This is a genomic window from Microbacterium sp. Y547, from assembly GCF_057669785.1.
The window spans coordinates 287,922-305,161 of the sequence record NZ_JBYHFN010000005.1; the positions used below are offsets into that span (position 1 = coordinate 287,922).

Sequence of the window (17,240 nt, forward strand, 5' to 3'; positions counted from 1 at the left end):
CTCCCCCTACTCGGCGGCGATCAGAGCGTCGCCGCGAAGTCCTTGATCCATGGACGCAGCTCGGGACCGAGATCCTCGCGGTCGGCCGCGAGCTGCATGATGGCCTTGATGTAATCCAGCCTATCGCCGGTGTCATACCGGCGCCCGCGGAACACGACGCCGTATACGCCGGGTCCGTCCGGGTCGGCCGCGAGTTCTTGCAGCGCGTCGGTGAGCTGGATCTCGCCGCCCTTGCCCGGCTCGGTGTGCTCGAGCACGTCGAACACCGACGGAGCGAGCACGTAGCGCCCGATGACGGCGAGGTTCGAGGGTGCGTCTTCGCGCGGGGGCTTCTCGACGAGGCCCGTCACACGCACGACATCGTCATCGCCGGTGTGCTCGACGGCCGCGGCGCCGTACATGTGGATGCTGTCGGGCTCGACCTCCATGAGCGCGATGATCGCGGCGCCCGTGCGCTCGTGCTCGGCGAGCATGCGCGTCAGCAGCTCGTCACGCTCGTCGATGAGGTCATCGCCCAGGAGGACGGCGAAAGACGCGTCGCCGACGTGGGCGCGGGCACGCAGCACGGCGTGGCCGAGCCCCTTGGGCTCGCCCTGGCGCACGAAATGGATGTCGGCGATGTCGCTGGATTCGAGAACGCGACGCAGTCGCTCGTCGTCTCCCTTGTCTTTCAGCCTGACCTCGAGCTCGGGCACCGAGTCGAAGTGGTTCGAGATCGCGTTCTTGTTGCGCCCGATGATGACGAGGATGTCGTCGATGCCGGCGCTCGCGGCCTCTTCGACGACGTACTGGATCGCCGGCTTGTCGACGACGGGCAGCATTTCTTTGGGCATCGCCTTCGTGGCGGGGAGGAAACGCGTCCCCAACCCAGCAGCGGGAATGACGGCCTTGAAAGTCTTCTGCGACATGTTCGTTACTCTACCGGCGCGTCCGACACAGCCCTCTCCCCGCTTCGGAAAGCGGATGAGCGCTTCGCTCAGCCGCCCGCCTCCGGCCGGGGCGCGAGCACCGCGATTAGACTCGGGGCATGGCTCCCGACCTCGTCAACGCGAAGCGCGCCCTGCGCGCCGACCTGCGCGAGCGTCGCCAGACGCTTTCCGACAGCGCACGGGATGCCGCAGCCCACGGCATCCGCGAACAGCTCGACGCCCTCGTGTCCGAACTCGGCGCGACGAGCGTCTCGTGCTTCCTGTCGACACCGACCGAACCCGGCACGCGCGAGTTCGTCGACGCCGCCGTGGCCCGCGGCATCCGGGTCCTGCTGCCCATCACCCGCGCCGACGGCCTGCTGGACTGGTCGGTGTCGACCCCCGACTCCCCCATCGCCGAAGGACTGTTCGGCATGCCCGAACCGGTCGGCGACGTGCTCGGACCGATCGCCGTCAACGATGTCGACCTCATGATCATCCCCGCCGCGGCCGTGTCGCTCGACGGGATGCGACTGGGCTGGGGCCGCGGATACTTCGACAAGACGCTCGGCTCGATGGAGCGCCGTCCGCCTGTCTACGCCGTCGTCTACGACACCGAAGTGCTCGACGAGGTTCCCTTCGACGAGCTCGACCAGCCCGTCTCGGGCGTCGTGACGCCCACCCGCACCCTGTCCCTGTCCCTCGAGCGACACTGACCCATCCGAGAGCACCCATGCCCACCTACGCCTATGCCTGCAAGCAGTGCAATCACCGCTTCGATGCCGTCCAGTCCTTCGCGGACCCCACCCTCACCGAATGCCCCGAGTGCGGCGGATCCCTGCGCAAGGAGTACGGCTCGATCGGGGTGACCTTCAACGGCTCGGGCTTTTACCGCACCGACTCGCGTGCGTCCAGCAGCACGGCGAGCAGTTCCGGTGACTCCGGGTCGTCTTCCGGTTCCGCGTCATCTTCGGCATCATCGAAGCCGGAGGCAAAGTCCTCCCCCGCCGCGACGGGCTCATAACCGGCGGAAGCCGACAATCTCAAAGGAGACCTCGTGATCAAGGGCTTCAAAGACTTCATCATGCGCGGCAACGTCATCGACCTTGCCGTCGCGGTCGTCATCGGAGCGGCGTTCACCGCCGTCGTGACAGCCATCGTCGACAGCATCATCACGCCTCTGCTCGCCATCTTCTGGAAGCCCCAGGAAGACGGCGCGATCGGCTTTCCCGTGCCTGACCTCTACGGCGGCACCGTGACGTTCCCGATCGGCAATCTGATCAACGCGCTCATCAGCTTCCTCGCCATTGCCGTCGTCGTCTACTTCGTGTTCGTGTACCCCATGAACAAGTGGAAAGAGGTCCAGGCGGCCAAGGCCGGCGTCGACGAAGAGCCGCCGGCTCCCACCGAGACCGAGCTCCTCGTCCAGATCCGCGATCTCCTCGAGCGCCAGACAGGCGTCCAGGTCTCTTCGACTCCTCCCGCAGGCGACGCACCGCGTCAGTAGTGCGGGGGGACGTCCTGGCGCATGCGCTCGTCGTTCGGGCCTGAGGGCGAACCGGATGCCGCGGCATCCGGTTCGTCCTGCGTCAACGGTTCGTCCGTCGTCCCCGGCACGGGCGTGAGCCTGACCCGACGGGAGCCGGGCACCCGCACGAGCTTCTGACGGTCGTCGTCAGTCGACATCGATCGGCTGCGTCTGCTGCTCAGCGCGCGGCGATTCGGGTGCGACGCCGAGCAGTTCGGCGATGCGCGTCGCGACGGCGCGGGGGTCGCTGTACAGGTCGAACGAGTGCACGCGCACGTAGTGCCAGCCCAGACGCCGCAGGATCTGCGGGCGCAGGCGCAGGGCCTCGCGCAGCGATTCGCCGATCGTCTCGGGGTCGCTCTCGGCGACGACGGCCTTGCCGTTGTACTGCGCGACGAGCGGCAGGGTTCCGCGGTAGTGCACGTCGACGGCGATGCCGAGGCTGCGCAGCTCGCGGGCGAGGGCCAGGGTGAGCGGGTCGGCGAGGTCTTCGAGCCGGGCATCGCGCGAGCGCGCGGCGATTCCGCCGAGGATCCCCATCAAGGTCGCGGCGCCGTGCTCGAGGCGTCCGTCGTCGAAGGCCGAGGGCCGGATCGACGACACGATGACCATGGAGCGTCGCGCGCGCGTCATGCCGACCGTGAGCAGGCGCTCGCCGTCGGGGGTCGACAGGTCGCCGAAGTCGCTCAGCACGCGGCCGTGCTTGGTGAGGCCGAATCCGAGCGAGAAGACGACGCGGTCGCGGCTCTCGGCGACCGACTCCTCGAGGGTCAGCACGGCGAACGGCTCGGCGGTGTCGCGCGAGACGAAGTCGGCGACGTCGGAACGCCCCGCGAAGGCGCGTTCGACAGCGGCGCGCACGCGTTCGGCGTGCTTGGCGCTGGCGGTGACGACCATGAGCGATTCGTTGCCGCGGTTGATGGCGTGCTCGACGACGAGCGTCACGACGCGCGCGACCTCGGCGTCGGGGCTCTCGACGGCGCCGCTCACGGGATCGGGGGCGCCCGTGCCGCCCTCGACGTAGTCGACGCTCAGACTGCCGCGGCCGAGGTACGAGCCCGCCCACGGGTAGGAAAGGATCTCGCCGCCGTAGAACGCGTCGTTGACGAGCTCGGCGAGGTCTTCGCCACCGGCGCGGTAGCTGCGGGTGAGGGTCTCGACGGGCACGATGTCGGCGAAGCGCTCGAACAGGCTCGTGTCGTCGAAGGGAACCTCGGGCTCTTCGGCAGCGGGGTGCCCGACGACTGCCGCGACGCCGAAGGGCGTGGGCTTCTGGGTCACGGGGTCGCCGAAGACGACGACCTGCCGCGCGCGGCGCAGCGCGGGTGCGGCTTCGGCGAGGCAGAGCGCACCGGCATCCGCGATGATGACGACGTCGAACCCGAACGCGTCGGGGATCGAGGGCACGTCGTAGGGCGACGAGAGCCACACCGGAGCAAGCGAGCGCAGCAGGGTCGGCGCAGCGGCGAAGAGCTGGCCGGGGGTGGCGGCACCGTCCTTCAGCAGCCGCTTGAGCGCGGTGGCTTCGCCGGCTTCGTCGACGATGCCGATGCGCCACTGCGTCGCCAACTGGGCCGCGAGCAACGGACCGGATGCCGCGGCGTGCGCTTCGTCGACGAGCCGGAAGTCGCGCTCGAGCCGGTCGACCACCGAGGTATTCGCACCGAGCAGGCCACGGTCGCTGCGCAGCAGGTGCTCGAGGGCCGACTGCCACCACGCGTATTCGAGCTCGCCGCCGACGCGCTCTTCGGGCACGTGGCGCACCGACAGCTCGGACAGCAGGGGTCCCAGTCCGAGCTGGGACAGCTCGGTGCGCAGCGTCGCGCGTTCGACGAGGTTGTCGAAGACATCGGAATCTGCCGCCAGGCCCGCGATGGTGCGCACGAGCTCGGCGACGGGAAGGGTTCTGAGACTGTTGGATTCGGAGCGGCCGAGTGTGCGGTCGAGCTCGGCGAGCTCGCCGTCGACACGCTGCCACGCGACCTGCACGTCGCCCAGACCCAGCGGCACCTCGGGTGCGACGCCGGATTCGACGAGCCGCTGCCATTCGGTGCGCTGCTGTTGGATGCGGATGAGCGCTTCGTGCATGTCGGCGATGTGCACGCCCGGGCGGATGTACTCCTTCGACAGCCGCCGCAGCCGCCGCCGGTTGGCCCCCGTCATGGTGGGGGAATCACGGCGCGGACCGTGCGCTTGGATGAGTTCGCCGAGCGGACGTTCGAACACCGTCAGGCTGAACCGGTCGAGCGAGTCGCGGATGCCCTGCAGGAGCCGCAGATACACGCCGAGCTCGGCGACCGTGCGGAAGGGGCGCATCCGCGTCTGGGCGATGAGCTCGTAGCCGCGCTCGAGCAGGGCGGGCAGGTCCTGCCGGTGCAGGCGCGATGCCAGTCCGTGCGCACCGCGGGCCTGTTCGGTCGTGTCGAACGAGACGCCGTACCAGGGCGAGTCGTCGGGCCCGAAGCGGAACTCTCCGAGCCGCGCGGCGGAAGCGAGCTTCGCGGCGGCTTCGGCGCGCACGGGGGCCAGGCGCTGCAGGGCGCCGATGTCGAAACGCGCGGATGTGGTGGGCGCGGGCTCGCGGGCCGTGAGTTCGGCGAGCGTGCGCAGGACGTCGAGCACCGAGACCGAAAGCGTCGGGTGCTTCGCCGTGACGGCACCGCGATAGTCGCGCAGCACACCGCGCAAGCGCACGAGCGCGTCGTCGATGTCCGAGATCTTGGGGGGAACGGCCTTCTCGTTGCGGCCGATCGCGCGGATGAGGTCGCGCTGCACGTGCCGCGGCGAGACCGCGAGCCCGGGCAGGCCGACACCCGCGAGGCGGTGCCGCACGCCCTCGAGGGTCGAGCGGCGCGCGCTCACGACGAGCACCCGCTTGCCGTCTTTCACGAGCTGGCCGACGGCATTGATGACGGTCTGCGTGCCGCCCGTGCCGGGAAGGGTGTGCACGACGAGCGACTGCCCCGCCGCGATCTTCTCGAGCACGCGCTCCTGCTCGGCGTCGGCGTCGAGGAGCAGCGTGTCCGATGCGGGAGGCCGCTCATCGGAGTTCGGCCGCGTCGGCACCGAAACGCGCGTCGCGAGCCGCTCCCGGTCGCCGACGTGACCGGCGAGCGCATTCAGCACGGGGTGGTCGAGGTTCGCAGCATCCGTCGCCATCGCCGCCCCGACATCGCCGAAGCTCGACACGACGAGGCGCGGATGCACCGTGAACGACGCGATGTCGCGCGTGATGGCGCGCAGGTGGTCGATGACCGGCTGCGGCTTGAAGATGCCCTCGTCATACGCGAGGGCGGCGAGCGCCATGGCGTCGATCTCGATGCCGAAGTGCGTGCGCAGGGCGCGCGCGAGTTCGGGGTTGAGGGTGATGGGGCCGTGCAGCTTGACTTCGAAGTCGGACTGGTGGCGCCGGATCGCGAGCGGGCGCAGCAGCACGGGTGCCGTGCAGGCGACGCCGCCGATGCGCCACGAGGCGAGGCCGACGGCGAGGTGCACCGTGTCGAGGCCTCGTGTCGTGCGCAGCTCGACGCTCTTGGCCGTGATGCGCTCGGCGGCCAGGCGTGCGTTACGCAGCGCGACCTCGTCGCGGAAGAGGTTCGACAGCAGCGTCGAGCGTCCCGTGAGGAACTGCGGAAGGCTGCTGGGGTGGGCCTGCGTGATCTCGATGCCCGCGTCGTCGCGGTCGGTGAAGTGCAGAAGCGTCGAACGACCGCCGAGTTGCGCGGCTTCGCGCCGCAGCCGGTCGCGTTCGGAGTCGGCGACGTGCGCCACCTCGACGCCGGGGTCGGACAGCCCGAGGTCTGCCGGACCAACCGTCGCACCCACCTCGTCACCGATCACGGTGTTGCCATTTGTTCGCCACACGTCAGCAACATTAGGCGGCGTCTGCCCGCCCTGGTTGCATCCGCGCCGGGTTTCACGGTATTAGGGCGCCGCTCCTCCCCACGGTGGGCCACCGCCGCGTTCTCCCCCGTTGCGCGACGCGCGGGCCGTCGCACGGGCGGTGGCGTCAGGATGGTGCGCATGACCGCTCCGACGCCGCGCTTCTTCGTCCACCCGTCTCCCGTCGGCGACATCCTCGTCGTAACCGAGGGCGAGAGCATCGTGTCACTCGCGCCCTTCGGCGCTCCCCTCGGCATCGAGCTCGAGCAGCTGTCGCGTCGTCTGGGCGCGGTTCCCGAGGCCGCCGTGACGGATGCCGCGACAGAAGCGGCCGCCCAGCTCGACGAGTACTTCGCGGGCGAGCGCCGCGGGTTCGACCTCGACCTCGACTGGCGACTCGTGCGCGGGTTTCCGCGCGAAGCGCTCGAGGCGGCGTGCGACATCCCGTACGGCGAGACAGCGAGCTACGGCGAGGTCGCCATCATGGCGGGGCGGCCCGGCGCGGCACGGGCGGTCGGCACGGCGTGCGCGAAGACGCCGTTCTCAATCGTCGTGCCGGTGCACCGGGTCGTGCGATCCGACGGCTCGCTCGGCCTGTATGGGCGGCATCCCGAGATCAAGCGCCACCTCATCGACATGGAGCACGCGGTGCGCGCCGCCGAGAGCGTCGCTCCGAGCGCGGGCGTGTAGGCCGCCCGCGCACACGGCGACCCCGGGGTCCTCCCCCGGGGTCGCTCTGTGCATCAGTGGTCGGTGGCCTTTTCGGCTCCGTACCCGGTGAGCGAGCGCACCTCCATCTCGGCGGCCTTGCGCCGGTCCTCGGCCTTGCGCGAGGTGACCGATCCGAGCCAGCCGAGCAGGAACCCGAGCGGGATCGACACGATGCCGGGGTTGTTGAGCGGCCAGATCGCCGTGCCGACGTTCTTGAACACGCTCGTCTCGGTGCCCCAGAAGACCGGCGACAGGAAGATGAGGATGATCGCCGCGGCGAGTCCTCCGTACATGCTCCACACCGCGCCGCGCGTGGTGAAGTTGCGCCAGAACAGCGAGTACAGGATCGTCGGCAGGTTCGCCGACGCAGCGACGGCGAACGCGAGGGCGACGAGGAAGGCGATGTTCTGCCCCTGCACGCCGATGCCGCCGATGATCGCGAGCACGCCGATCACGATGACCGTGCGACGGGCGACCTTGACTTCACCGTCGGGCGGCACGTTGCCCTTCTTCATGACGTTCGCATAGATGTCGTGCGCGAACGATGCCGCCGCCGTGATCGTCAGACCCGCGACGACCGCGAGGATCGTGGCGAAGGCGACCGCCGAGATGAAGCCGAGCAGCAACGGCCCGCCGAGCTCGAACGCGAGCAGCGGGGCGGCCGCGTTGACGCCGCCAGGGGCGTTCTTGATCGTCTCGGAACCGACGAGCTGACCCGCGCCGTAGCCGAGCACGAGCGTCAGCAGGTAGAACAGGCCGATGAGCCAGATCGCCCAGACCACCGAGCGACGGGCTTCCTTCGCGGTGGGCACGGTGTAGAAGCGCATGAGCACGTGCGGCAGACCGGCCGTACCCAGCACGAGGGCGATCGCGAGCGAGATGAAGTCCCACGGGTTGGCGCCGTACTGCAGCCCCGGTTCGAGGATCGCATCCTTCGGGTCGCTGACGGATGCCTCGACGGCTCCGGCCAGCAGTGCGTCCAGGCTGAACCCGTTGATCGCGAGCACCCAGATCGTCATGACCAGGGCGCCGCCGATGAGCAGGAACGCCTTGACGATCTGCACCCAGGTCGTGCCCTTCATGCCGCCGATGAGCACGTACACGATCATCAGCAGGCCGACGACCGCGACGACGAGCGACTGCCCGACCCAGTCATCGATGCCCAGCAGCAGCGAGACCAGGCCGCCGGCTCCGGCCATCTGGGCGAGCAGGTAGAAGAAGCACACGGCGAGGGTCGTGATGGCCGCGGCCATCCGCACCGGACCCTGCTTGAGCCGGAACGACAGCACGTCGGCCATCGTGAACTTGCCCGTGTTGCGCATGAGCTCGGCGACGAGCAGCAGGGCCACGAGCCAGGCGACGAGGAACCCGATCGAGTAGAGGAATCCGTCGAACCCGTTGACGGCGATCGCTCCGACGATGCCGAGGAAGGATGCCGCCGAGAGGTAGTCGCCCGAGATGGCAAAGCCGTTCTGGGGGCCGGTGAACGAGCGGCCGGCGGCGTAGTAGTCGGCGGCGGTCTTGCTGTTGCGGCTCGCGCGGATGACGATGAACAGCGTCACGGCGACGAAGGCGCCGAAGATCGAGATGTTCAGGACGGGGTTGTTCTCGACGGTCTGGACGGCCGAGTCGATGGCTCCGAAGACCTCGTTCATGCCGAAGCCTCCTGCTGCTCGAGCTCGTCGCGCAGCTGCTCGGCGAGCGGGTCGAGGCGGCGGTTCGCGTACGAGACGTAGCCCATCGTGATCGCGAAGGTCGACACGAACTGGCCGAGGCCCAGCAGCAGACCGACGTTGATGTTGCCCCACACGGGCTGCGCCATGAAGTCCGGCGCGAACGACGCCAGCAGCACGAACGTGAAGTACCAGACCAGGAAGGCGATCGCGAGCGGGAACACGAAGCTGCGCTGCCGGCGCTTGAGCTCTTGGAACGGCGGCGATTCATCGACGGCGATGTAATCGATGCCGCCTGGGGGCGCCGCATCGATGCGGGGTTCGGACATGTGGCCTCCTTGCCTACATGGTCGTGACGCGTCATCGCGTCCTTTTCCGGTCAGACAGGTGCGATCCTGCCCGGTGGTAGGGTCGACGCTACGAAATGCGGCGACGAGGCCGTACCCCCGGAAGTAGGTAGTTGGTGGGAGCAGCTCAGACGGCCATCGACGCCGACGCGCAGCTCGTGCGACGTGCGGTCGATCAGCTGTCGCGCCGCACACGATTCCCGGTCGCCTTCGGCGGCTTCGAACGAGATGGCGCGGTGCACGTCTCAGCGATCACGGGCGCCCGTACTCGCGCCCTCGACGGGCTCGTCGTCGAGGCGGGTCGGGGCCTCGGTGGCCGCGCGCTCGTCGAGCGGCGCGCGCGCCTGGCCCTGGACTACCGCTCGTCGCGCGGCATCACGCATGACTACGACCGAGCCGTGCTCGGTGAGGGCATCGCGACGCTGTTCGCCGTGCCCGTGATCGTCGGCGACCGCGCGCGCGGCGTGCTGTACTGCGGCTCGTGGGCCGAATCCCCCGTCGGCTCCTTCGGCACGGCATCGGCGTTCGAGGTCGCCAACGAGCTCGCCACCGAGCTGCGCGTGCGCGAAGAGGTCGAGCGACGGCTGTCGCTGGTGGTCCCGAATCCGCCGGCAGGCGCGCTGAGCGGCTCGGCGAGAGAAGAGCTGCGACACAGCTACGCCGAACTGCGCACGATCGCCTCCTCGGTGCAGGATGCCGCGCTGCGCGACCGGCTCGAGCAGGTCGAGCGACGCCTCGCCGCCCTGTCGACCGAGACCCCCGAAGCTCCCGCGGCGCTCGATGTGCGCCTCTCACCGCGCGAGACCGACGTGCTCGCGTGCGCTGCTCTGGGCTCACGCAATGCCGAGATCGCCGAGACCCTCGGCCTCAAAGAAGTCACCGTGAAGTCGTATCTGCAATCGGCGATGGCAAAACTCGACGCGTCGAGTCGCCACGCCGCCGTGGCGAAAGCGCGGCACGCCGGGCTTCTTCCCTGAACGGAATTCCCCGCCTTTTCCGATGAATTGTCGCGCTGCAGTGAGGGAATAGTGGACGGACCGATATCGGCGTATCGTTCAGTCATGGCTCGAAGAATTGTGCATCAGCTGGTCGACGACCTGGACGGCACCGTCCTCGATGTGGGTGAGGGCGAAACCGTGCTCTTCTCGCTCGACGGCGTCGCCTACGAAGTGGACCTCACCGCCGAGAATGCGCGCGCGCTGCGCGACTCTCTCGAGCGGTTCATCACCGCCGGCCGCCGCATCTCGGCGTCGCGCGGCTCGACCACGACCGGCGGAAACTCCGGGCGCACCCGCCGCCGCTCGGGGCAGACCGATTACAGCGGCATCCGGGCCTGGGCGAAAGACAACGGCTACAGCGTCTCCGAACGGGGCCGCGTGCCGGCTTCTGTCATCGAGGCCTACGAGGCAGCCCACTGACGCGTCGATAACTCAGGAAGAAGAGCGACTCCCGACGGCTACACGCCGTCGGGAGTCGCTTTTATCCGGAGTTGTCGACACTCCCCCGGTCAGAAGTCGCGGAGGATGTCCTCGACCCGAACCTTCGCGTCGCCGAAGAGCATCTGCGCGTTCTCGCGGTAGAACAGCGGATTCTGCACGCCGGCATAGCCCGAGGCCATCGAGCGCTTGAACACGACGACGTTCTCGGCCTCCCACACGCGTACAACGGGCATGCCGGCGATCGGCGAGCCCGGGTCTTCGGCCGCGGCGGGGTTGACGGTGTCGTTCGCACCGATCACGAGCACGACGTCGGTACGCGCGAGGTCGTCGTTGATCTCGTCCATCTCGAGGACGATGTCGTACGGCACCTTCGCTTCGGCCAGCAGCACGTTCATGTGGCCGGGCAGGCGTCCCGCGACGGGGTGGATGCCGAATTTCACGTCGACGCCGCGTTCCCGCAGGCGACGCGCGAGGTCGGCGACGGGGTACTGCGCCTGCGCGACGGCCATGCCGTAGCCGGGCACGATGACCACCGACGACGCGCCCGTGAGCATGGCGGCCACCGAGGCGGCATCGATCTCACGGTGCTCGCCGTGGTCCTCATCGCCCGAGCGGGGCGCTTCGATGCCGAAGCCGCCGGCGATGACCGAGAAGAACGACCGGTTCATCGCCTTGCACATGATGTAGCTGAGGTAAGCACCCGACGAGCCGACGAGGGCACCGGTCACGATGAGCAGGTCGTTGTTGAGCAGGAAGCCCGCTGCGGCCGCTGCCCACCCCGAGTAGCTGTTGAGCATCGACACGACGACGGGCATGTCGCCGCCGCCGATCGAGGCGACCAGGTGCCAGCCGAGGGCGAGGGCGAGGATCGTCACGACGACGAGCAGCCAGATGTCCGGCGTGATGACGTACCAGACCGTGAGCCCCGCGAACACGACGAGGGCGCCGAGGTTGAGGATGTTCTTGCCCGGCAGCACGAGGGGCTTCGACGACACGCGGCCCGACAGCTTGAGGAACGCGACGATCGACCCGGTGAACGTGATGCCACCGATGAACACGCCGATGAAGACCTCGGCGTGGTGGATGTCGCGCAGCGCGCCGGTCAGATCACCGTCGTACAGCGCGCCGTTCCAGCCGACGAGCACGGCAGCGGCACCGACGAACGAGTGCAGCAGCGCGATGAGCTCGGGCATGCCGGTCATCTCGACCACGCGCGCCCGCCACAGGCCGATCGCGGCGCCGATGGCGATCGCGATGATCATGATGATGAGGCCGGTCATCATCCCGTCGCTCGGCGACTGCGACATCAGCCACACCGTCGCGACGAGCGCGATGGTCATGCCGACGATGCCGTAGGACACACCGGCGCGGGATGTCTCGTGCTTGGACAGCCCCGCGAGGCTCAGGATGAACAGCAGCGCCGCGACGAGATACGCGGCGGTGGCGATCGCTTCCGCGTTCATCGGGCGTCTCCCTTCGAGAACATGCGCAGCATGCGTCTGGTCACGGCGAACCCGCCGAAGATGTTGATACTCGCCACCAGCACGCCGATGCCGGCGAGGATCTGCACGACCAGGTCATCGGTGGTCAGCTGCAGCATGGCGCCGACGATGATGATGCCCGAGATGGCGTTGGTGACGCTCATGAGCGGGGTGTGCAGCGCGTGCGCGACCTTGCCGATCACATAGAAGCCCACGACGACCGCGAGGGCGAACACCGTGAGGTGCTGCGGCAGCGGCTGGGGCGCGAAGGCGGCGGCGAGGAACAGCAGCACAGCCGCGGCGGCGAACCCGATGATCTTCGGGGCCTTGCGCACGGGCTTGGCGGCGGGCGCGACGACAGCGGCGGGCTGTGCCGCGGGCGGCGCGGCGGACACTTGCGCGGGCGGGGGCGGCCACGTCTCGACACCGTCGCGCACGACGGTCACCGAGCGCTGCACGATGTCATCGAAGTCCAGCGTGAGCCGGCCGTCCTTGCCCGGCGTGAGCAGCGTCAGCAGGTTCACGAGGTTCGTGCCGTACAGCTGGGATGCCTGAGCGGCGAGCCGCCCCGCGAGGTCGGTGTAGCCGAGGATGATGACGCCGTTGTCGGTGACGATCCGCTCCCCCGCGACCGACCCCTCGACGTTGCCGCCCGACCCCGCGGCCATGTCGACGATGACCGAGCCGGGCCGCATGGTCGCGACATCGGCCGCCGTGATCAGGCGCGGCGCCGCGCGCCCCGGGATCTGCGCCGTCGTGATGATGATGTCGACGTCGGCCGCCTGCTCCGAGTAGATCTCGGCGGCGCGCCTGTCGTACGCCTCGCTCGTCGCCTTGGCGTAGCCGTCGGTGGATTGCTCGACCTCGACCTCGACCTTGAGGTACTCGCCTCCGATCGATTTGACCTGGTCGGCGACCTCCGGACGAGGGTCGGTCGCGCGCACGATCGCGCCGAGGCTGGATGCCGCACCGACGGCCGCCAGGCCCGCGACGCCGGCACCGGCGACGAGCACCTTGGCCGGAGGCACCTTGCCCGCGGCCGTCACCTGGCCCGTGAAGAACCGGCCGAACTCGTTCGCGGCTTCGACGACAGCGCGGTAGCCGGCGATGTTCGCCATCGACGAGAGCACGTCCATCGACTGTGCCCGCGAGATGCGGGGCACGGCGTCCATCGCGATCGCCGTGATGCCGCGCACCGCGAGCGCGGCCCGCAGCTCGGGACGCAGCGCCGGACTCAGCAGACCCACGAGGGTCGCGCCGTCGGACAGGCGCGCGATCTCCTCCTCGGTCGGCGCGTCGACTTTCAAGACGATGGGCGCGGCCCAGGCCGTCGCCGTGTCGACGATGTCGGCGCCGGCCTCGGCGAACGCGGAATCCGGGAACGACGACGCGTTGCCCGCCCCCGATTCGACTGAGACGTCGTAACCCAATTGGCGCAGCTTCACCACCGTCGCCGGCGTCGCGGCGACACGGTTTTCCCCCGGCCGCTCGGCGACAATGCCGATACGAGACATGCACAGCTCCTTTGCTCACCTGTGCACCGCGAGAGCGCGCACGATTCCCGACTCTATTGGTCACGATGACCTGATCGCATCTCCCGACGCGGGGCACGCCGCATCCGCGTCGGGAGTCGTCTCCAGCACGGCTCGAAGACTCATCTCGGCGCGGTGTTCCCGTGGCGGGCCTTCACCGCGTACCGTTCCGGTATGGGACTGTTCGGGAAAGAACCGCGAACCATCCGCCTCGAGGATGCCTCGATCGAACTCGAGGCGTCACGCCAGCCGTGGAGCCTGTGGGCCGACGGCTTCGGCAAGCTCGCGATCCGCGCGCTGCAGGTGATCCTCGTGGTGGCGGTCGCCGCCGGCATCATCTTCGTCATCCAGACCCTGACGCTCGTGACGATCCCCCTCGTCATCGCGCTCATCCTCGCGTCGGCGTTCTCGCCCGTCATGCAGTTCATGCGGAGGCATGGCTTCCCGTCGCTGCTCGCGACCGTCCTGACCCTGCTCGCGATCGTCGTCATCCTGTCGCTGCTCGGCTGGCTCATCGTCTGGGCGGTGCGCGACCAGTGGGACGACCTCTACGCGCAGGCCGAAGACGGCGTGCAGAGCCTGCTCTCCTGGATCAACACCCTGCCGTTCGAGTTCCTCTCGCCGGATCAGATCGACGAGTGGCTCAACGCCCTCGGCGACTTCGTCACGAGTGCGCAGTTCGGCTCGGGCGCGATCGCCGGCATCGGCGCCGTCGCGAGCTTCGTCACGGGCCTCGTGCTCATGGTCGTGATCCTGTTCTTCTTCCTCAAGGACGGCCCGCGTATGTGGGAGTTCCTGCTGCGCCCCTTCCGCGGCGAGAGCTACGCGCGGGCTCGCCGCATCGGCGACAAGACGGTGTCGGTGCTCGGGTCGTACGTGCGAGGGACGGCGACCGTCGCGGCCGTCGATGCCATCGGCATCCTGATCGGTCTGCTCATCCTGCAGGTGCCGCTGGCGATCCCGCTGGCCGTGCTCGTGTTCCTGCTCGCGTTCATCCCCATCGTCGGTGCGACGCTCGCCGGCATCCTGGCCGCCCTCGTCGCCCTCGTCGCGAACGGCTGGGTCAACGCCCTGTTCGTCGTCGGTGTCGTCGTGCTCGTCAACCAGCTCGAGGGCAACTTCCTGCAGCCCGTGCTGATGGGACGGTCGATGAAGCTGCACGCCTTCGTCATCTTGGTCGCCTTGACCGTCGGCACCGCCGTCGGAGGGATCGTCGGCGCCGTGCTGGCCGTGCCGATCGCGGCCGCCGTGTGGGGGGTCGTGCAGGTGTGGGACGGCCCGGATCTTCCCGCCCGCTGGGCGCGCCCGAAGCATCCGTTACAGGCCTGACCGCCCCGCCGGTGAGTCGTGAGCCTGACTACCCCGACCGAACCTGACTAATACCCCGGTTCATATGCCCCGAAATGCTCCAAAGCCCCGGCCGGCGAGCAGATTGAGGCAAACGAACGGATGCCACGCGCGCCAACGGATGCCACGGGCGAGCCCGCGGCCGAACTCAGTCCTGGGTGCCCTCGCGCTCGGCGGTCGAGGGCTCGGCCGTGATCGCGCGGCCCTCGGCGAGGTAGGCCAGGCGGTGCAGGGTCTCGCGGTTGCGCCAGTACAGCGGCACATCGAGCACGGGCGCCGGCACGAGACGGCCGGGGCCTGAGACGGCTTCCTCCTGAATGCGCACGAGGCACCGCCCCTCGGCGTGCGCCTTCACGTCGATCACGACGCGCGCCTCGCCGATCGGCCAGCCGCGGGCCTGCAGCACGGCGCGCCGCGGCGGGTCCCACTCGAGGCTCACGGTCGTGTCGTCGATGAGCGCGGGCCAGACCCCGAACGAGTGATGCAGCTCCGAACCGGGTTGCGGCCACCTCGCGTCGACGTCGCGCATGCGCGATGCGCCGACGACCCACGAGGGGTAGAGCCATCCGTTCGAGAGCACGTCGAAGACGTGCTCGGGTTCACAGCGCAGCATCCGGACGTTGGTCGACATGCTTCGACCCTGCCACCGGTCACGGCGCGGGCACACGGGGTTTTGCCCGCGCGCGATGTGGGCTATACGACCGAGGTCCCGCACATGCCGCACTCACCCTTTGCCGACACCTCGACGTAGCACGAGGGGCACATGGCGCGCGGCTTCGGGTCTGCCACGGGCGTGCGGCGCGGGGCGGTGGTGCGCTCGGGGCGGGATGCCGCACGGGCACGGGCGGGCGCCGCGACAGGCTCAGGCTGCGTGACCACGGGCACGTGGGCCTGGCAGTAGAACCGTACGAAACCGTCGTGATGGCGCGGATGCCGGTGCTTGAACGCCCACAGCTCGGTGCGCTCGCGGGGCTCGGACGACAGGCCGCACTCGAAGCAGCGGGTCGGCTCGCCCGGTACGAGATCAGCCACCAGCATCGGCGACTCGAACGGAATCGACTGGCGCCAGTCTGCGGATGATGCAACCTTCATGCGACGAGCCTCACTTTCCCCACCTCAACGTTACGCGACCGGCCACCGCCGACTGACCACGGGTGCCATGCCCCACGCCCGAATGCAACCCCTTTGGCACCTGTGTCGGCGGCCGCGAGAGTGGGGGAAACGGGAGGAGACCCATGAAGGCGATGACCTACCGCGGCCCCTACAAACTGCGGGTTCAAGAAAAACCCGATCCGGGCATCGAGCACCCCAACGATGCGATCGTGCGGGTCGAGCTCGCAGCGATCTGCGGTTCCGACCTGCATCTTTATCACGGCATGTTGCCCGACACCCGGATCGGCCACACGTTCGGCCATGAGTTCATCGGCACCGTCGAGTCGGTCGGTTCGTCCGTGCAGAACCTGTCCCCCGGCGACCGGGTCATGGTGCCGTTCAACATCTATTGCGGGTCATGCTTCTTCTGCGCGCGTGGCCTGTTCTCGAATTGCCACAACGTCAACGCGAACGCGACGGCCCTCGGCGGCATCTACGGCTATTCGCACACCGCCGGCGGGTACGACGGCGCGCAGGCCGAGCTGGTGCGCGTGCCGTTCGCCGATGTGGGGCCGAGCGTCATCCCCGAGGACATCTCGTCAGAGGACGCGCTCATGCTGACCGACGCGTTCTCGACCGGATACTTCGGAGCACAGCTCGCCGACATCGTCGAGGGCGACACGGTCGTTGTGTTCGGCGCGGGCCCCGTCGGCCTCGCGGCGGCGAGGTCGTGCTGGCTCATGGGTGCGGGACGGGTGATCGTCGTCGATCACCTCGCCTACCGTCTTCGCAAAGCGGCCGACTTCGCGTACGCCGAGACGATCAACTTCGGCGAGGTCGATGACATCGTGCGCACGCTCAAGAAGGCCACGTTCGGGCTCGGTGCCGATTCGGTCATCGACGCCGTCGGAGCCGAGGCCGACGGCCACGTGCTGCAGCATGTCACGTCGGCCAAGCTGAAGCTGCAGGGCGGATCGCCGGTCGCGCTCAACTGGGCGATCGACGCGGTGCGCAAGGGCGGCACGGTCTCGGTGATCGGGGCGTATGGCCCCCTGTTCAGCGCCATCAAGATGGGCGACGCCGTGAACAAGGGCGTCACGATGCGCATGAACCAGGCTCCCGTCAAGCGTCAGTGGCCGCGCCTGTTCGAGCACATCCGCGCCGGTCACATCGCACCGCGCGACCTGATCACGCACCGTTTTCCGCTGGACGAGATCGCCGAGGGCTACCACGTCTTCTCGTCGAAGCTCGACGACATCATCAAGCCCGTCATCGCGCCGGTGGCGTGACCCGGGAAAGG

General features: G+C 68.9%; 17 protein-coding genes. 8 read left to right on the forward strand and 9 right to left on the reverse strand.

Going from position 1 to position 17,240, the window contains the following annotated elements; translation table 11 throughout:
- Positions 1 to 20: 20 nt before the first annotated feature.
- Positions 21 to 908: a UTP--glucose-1-phosphate uridylyltransferase GalU gene (galU, locus tag AC25Y0_RS10610; protein ID WP_488124145.1), complete on the reverse strand. Its 888-nt coding sequence runs from the start codon at positions 906 to 908 to the stop codon at positions 21 to 23.
- A gap of 119 nt (positions 909 to 1,027) precedes the next feature.
- Here galU and AC25Y0_RS10615 point away from each other — a divergent pair, with 119 nt between their 5' ends.
- Genes AC25Y0_RS10615 through mscL form a run of 3 tightly spaced genes read left to right on the forward strand, consistent with a single transcriptional unit; the run spans position 1,028 to position 2,415 of the window.
- Positions 1,028 to 1,624: a 5-formyltetrahydrofolate cyclo-ligase gene (locus AC25Y0_RS10615; RefSeq protein ID WP_488124144.1), complete on the forward strand. Its 597-nt coding sequence runs from the start codon at positions 1,028 to 1,030 to the stop codon at positions 1,622 to 1,624.
- A 17-nt stretch (positions 1,625 to 1,641) separates the two neighbouring features.
- Positions 1,642 to 1,932 (forward strand): FmdB family zinc ribbon protein, encoded by a 291-nt coding sequence (locus AC25Y0_RS10620; protein ID WP_488124143.1) that lies wholly within the window; start codon positions 1,642 to 1,644, stop codon positions 1,930 to 1,932.
- A 33-nt stretch (positions 1,933 to 1,965) separates the two neighbouring features.
- On the forward strand, positions 1,966 to 2,415 hold the full coding sequence (gene mscL, locus AC25Y0_RS10625) for a large conductance mechanosensitive channel protein MscL (protein WP_488134626.1): 450 nt from the start codon (positions 1,966 to 1,968) through the stop codon (positions 2,413 to 2,415).
- Here mscL and AC25Y0_RS10630 read toward each other — a convergent pair.
- Positions 2,409 to 2,594, reverse strand: a complete 186-nt coding sequence (locus tag AC25Y0_RS10630; RefSeq protein ID WP_488124141.1) for a hypothetical protein — start codon at positions 2,592 to 2,594, stop codon at positions 2,409 to 2,411. The genes mscL and AC25Y0_RS10630 overlap by 7 nt on opposite strands.
- A complete protein-coding gene (locus tag AC25Y0_RS10635) occupies positions 2,584 to 6,300 on the reverse strand; it encodes an AAA family ATPase (protein ID WP_488134627.1) in 3,717 nt (1,238 codons plus the stop codon). The genes AC25Y0_RS10630 and AC25Y0_RS10635 overlap by 11 nt, the downstream gene beginning before the upstream one ends.
- A gap of 159 nt (positions 6,301 to 6,459) precedes the next feature.
- Between AC25Y0_RS10635 and AC25Y0_RS10640 the strand changes: the two genes are divergently transcribed.
- Entirely contained in the window at positions 6,460 to 7,008 is a 549-nt protein-coding gene (locus AC25Y0_RS10640; RefSeq protein ID WP_488124139.1) for a methylated-DNA--[protein]-cysteine S-methyltransferase, read from the forward strand.
- 53 nt (positions 7,009 to 7,061) lie between these two features.
- On the opposite strand, the gene AC25Y0_RS10645 is transcribed toward AC25Y0_RS10640, so the two are convergent.
- Positions 7,062 to 8,684: a solute symporter family protein gene (locus AC25Y0_RS10645; protein ID WP_488124138.1), complete on the reverse strand. Its 1,623-nt coding sequence runs from the start codon at positions 8,682 to 8,684 to the stop codon at positions 7,062 to 7,064.
- Positions 8,681 to 9,031: a DUF485 domain-containing protein gene (locus AC25Y0_RS10650; protein WP_488124137.1), complete on the reverse strand. Its 351-nt coding sequence runs from the start codon at positions 9,029 to 9,031 to the stop codon at positions 8,681 to 8,683. Before AC25Y0_RS10650 ends, AC25Y0_RS10645 begins: the two co-directional genes overlap by 4 nt.
- Positions 9,032 to 9,165: 134 nt before the next feature.
- Between AC25Y0_RS10650 and AC25Y0_RS10655 the strand changes: the two genes are divergently transcribed.
- Positions 9,166 to 10,026: a LuxR C-terminal-related transcriptional regulator gene (locus AC25Y0_RS10655; RefSeq protein ID WP_488124136.1), complete on the forward strand. Its 861-nt coding sequence runs from the start codon at positions 9,166 to 9,168 to the stop codon at positions 10,024 to 10,026.
- Positions 10,027 to 10,110: 84 nt separating this feature from the next.
- Positions 10,111 to 10,467 carry a histone-like nucleoid-structuring protein Lsr2 gene (locus tag AC25Y0_RS10660; protein WP_488134628.1) on the forward strand — a complete coding sequence of 119 codons (357 nt, stop codon included), beginning with the start codon at positions 10,111 to 10,113 and terminating at the stop codon, positions 10,465 to 10,467.
- 89 nt (positions 10,468 to 10,556) lie between these two features.
- On the opposite strand, the gene pntB is transcribed toward AC25Y0_RS10660, so the two are convergent.
- Both pntB and AC25Y0_RS10670 read right to left on the reverse strand, forming a co-directional pair.
- Complete coding sequence (pntB, locus tag AC25Y0_RS10665; RefSeq protein WP_488124134.1) at positions 10,557 to 11,951, reverse strand: Re/Si-specific NAD(P)(+) transhydrogenase subunit beta; 1,395 nt, start codon at positions 11,949 to 11,951, stop codon at positions 10,557 to 10,559.
- On the reverse strand, positions 11,948 to 13,483 hold the full coding sequence (locus tag AC25Y0_RS10670; protein ID WP_488124133.1) for a Re/Si-specific NAD(P)(+) transhydrogenase subunit alpha: 1,536 nt from the start codon (positions 13,481 to 13,483) through the stop codon (positions 11,948 to 11,950). The genes pntB and AC25Y0_RS10670 overlap by 4 nt, the downstream gene beginning before the upstream one ends.
- A 192-nt stretch (positions 13,484 to 13,675) precedes the next feature.
- On the opposite strand from AC25Y0_RS10670, the gene AC25Y0_RS10675 reads away from it, so the two are divergent.
- The gene (locus tag AC25Y0_RS10675; protein WP_488124132.1) at positions 13,676 to 14,830 is read left to right on the forward strand and encodes an AI-2E family transporter; all 1,155 of its coding nucleotides are present in this window, start codon (positions 13,676 to 13,678) and stop codon (positions 14,828 to 14,830) included.
- A gap of 166 nt (positions 14,831 to 14,996) precedes the next feature.
- Here the strand turns inward: AC25Y0_RS10675 and AC25Y0_RS10680 are convergent, their stop codons facing one another.
- Positions 14,997 to 15,479, reverse strand: coding sequence for an SRPBCC family protein (locus AC25Y0_RS10680; protein ID WP_488124131.1), 483 nt, complete (start codon positions 15,477 to 15,479; stop codon positions 14,997 to 14,999).
- Positions 15,480 to 15,541: 62 nt separating this feature from the next.
- Positions 15,542 to 15,940: a glucose-6-phosphate dehydrogenase gene (locus AC25Y0_RS10685; protein WP_488124130.1), complete on the reverse strand. Its 399-nt coding sequence runs from the start codon at positions 15,938 to 15,940 to the stop codon at positions 15,542 to 15,544.
- A 143-nt stretch (positions 15,941 to 16,083) separates the two neighbouring features.
- Between AC25Y0_RS10685 and AC25Y0_RS10690 the strand changes: the two genes are divergently transcribed.
- Positions 16,084 to 17,229: a zinc-dependent alcohol dehydrogenase gene (locus AC25Y0_RS10690; protein ID WP_488134629.1), complete on the forward strand. Its 1,146-nt coding sequence runs from the start codon at positions 16,084 to 16,086 to the stop codon at positions 17,227 to 17,229.
- The last annotated feature ends 11 nt before the right edge of the window (positions 17,230 to 17,240 follow it).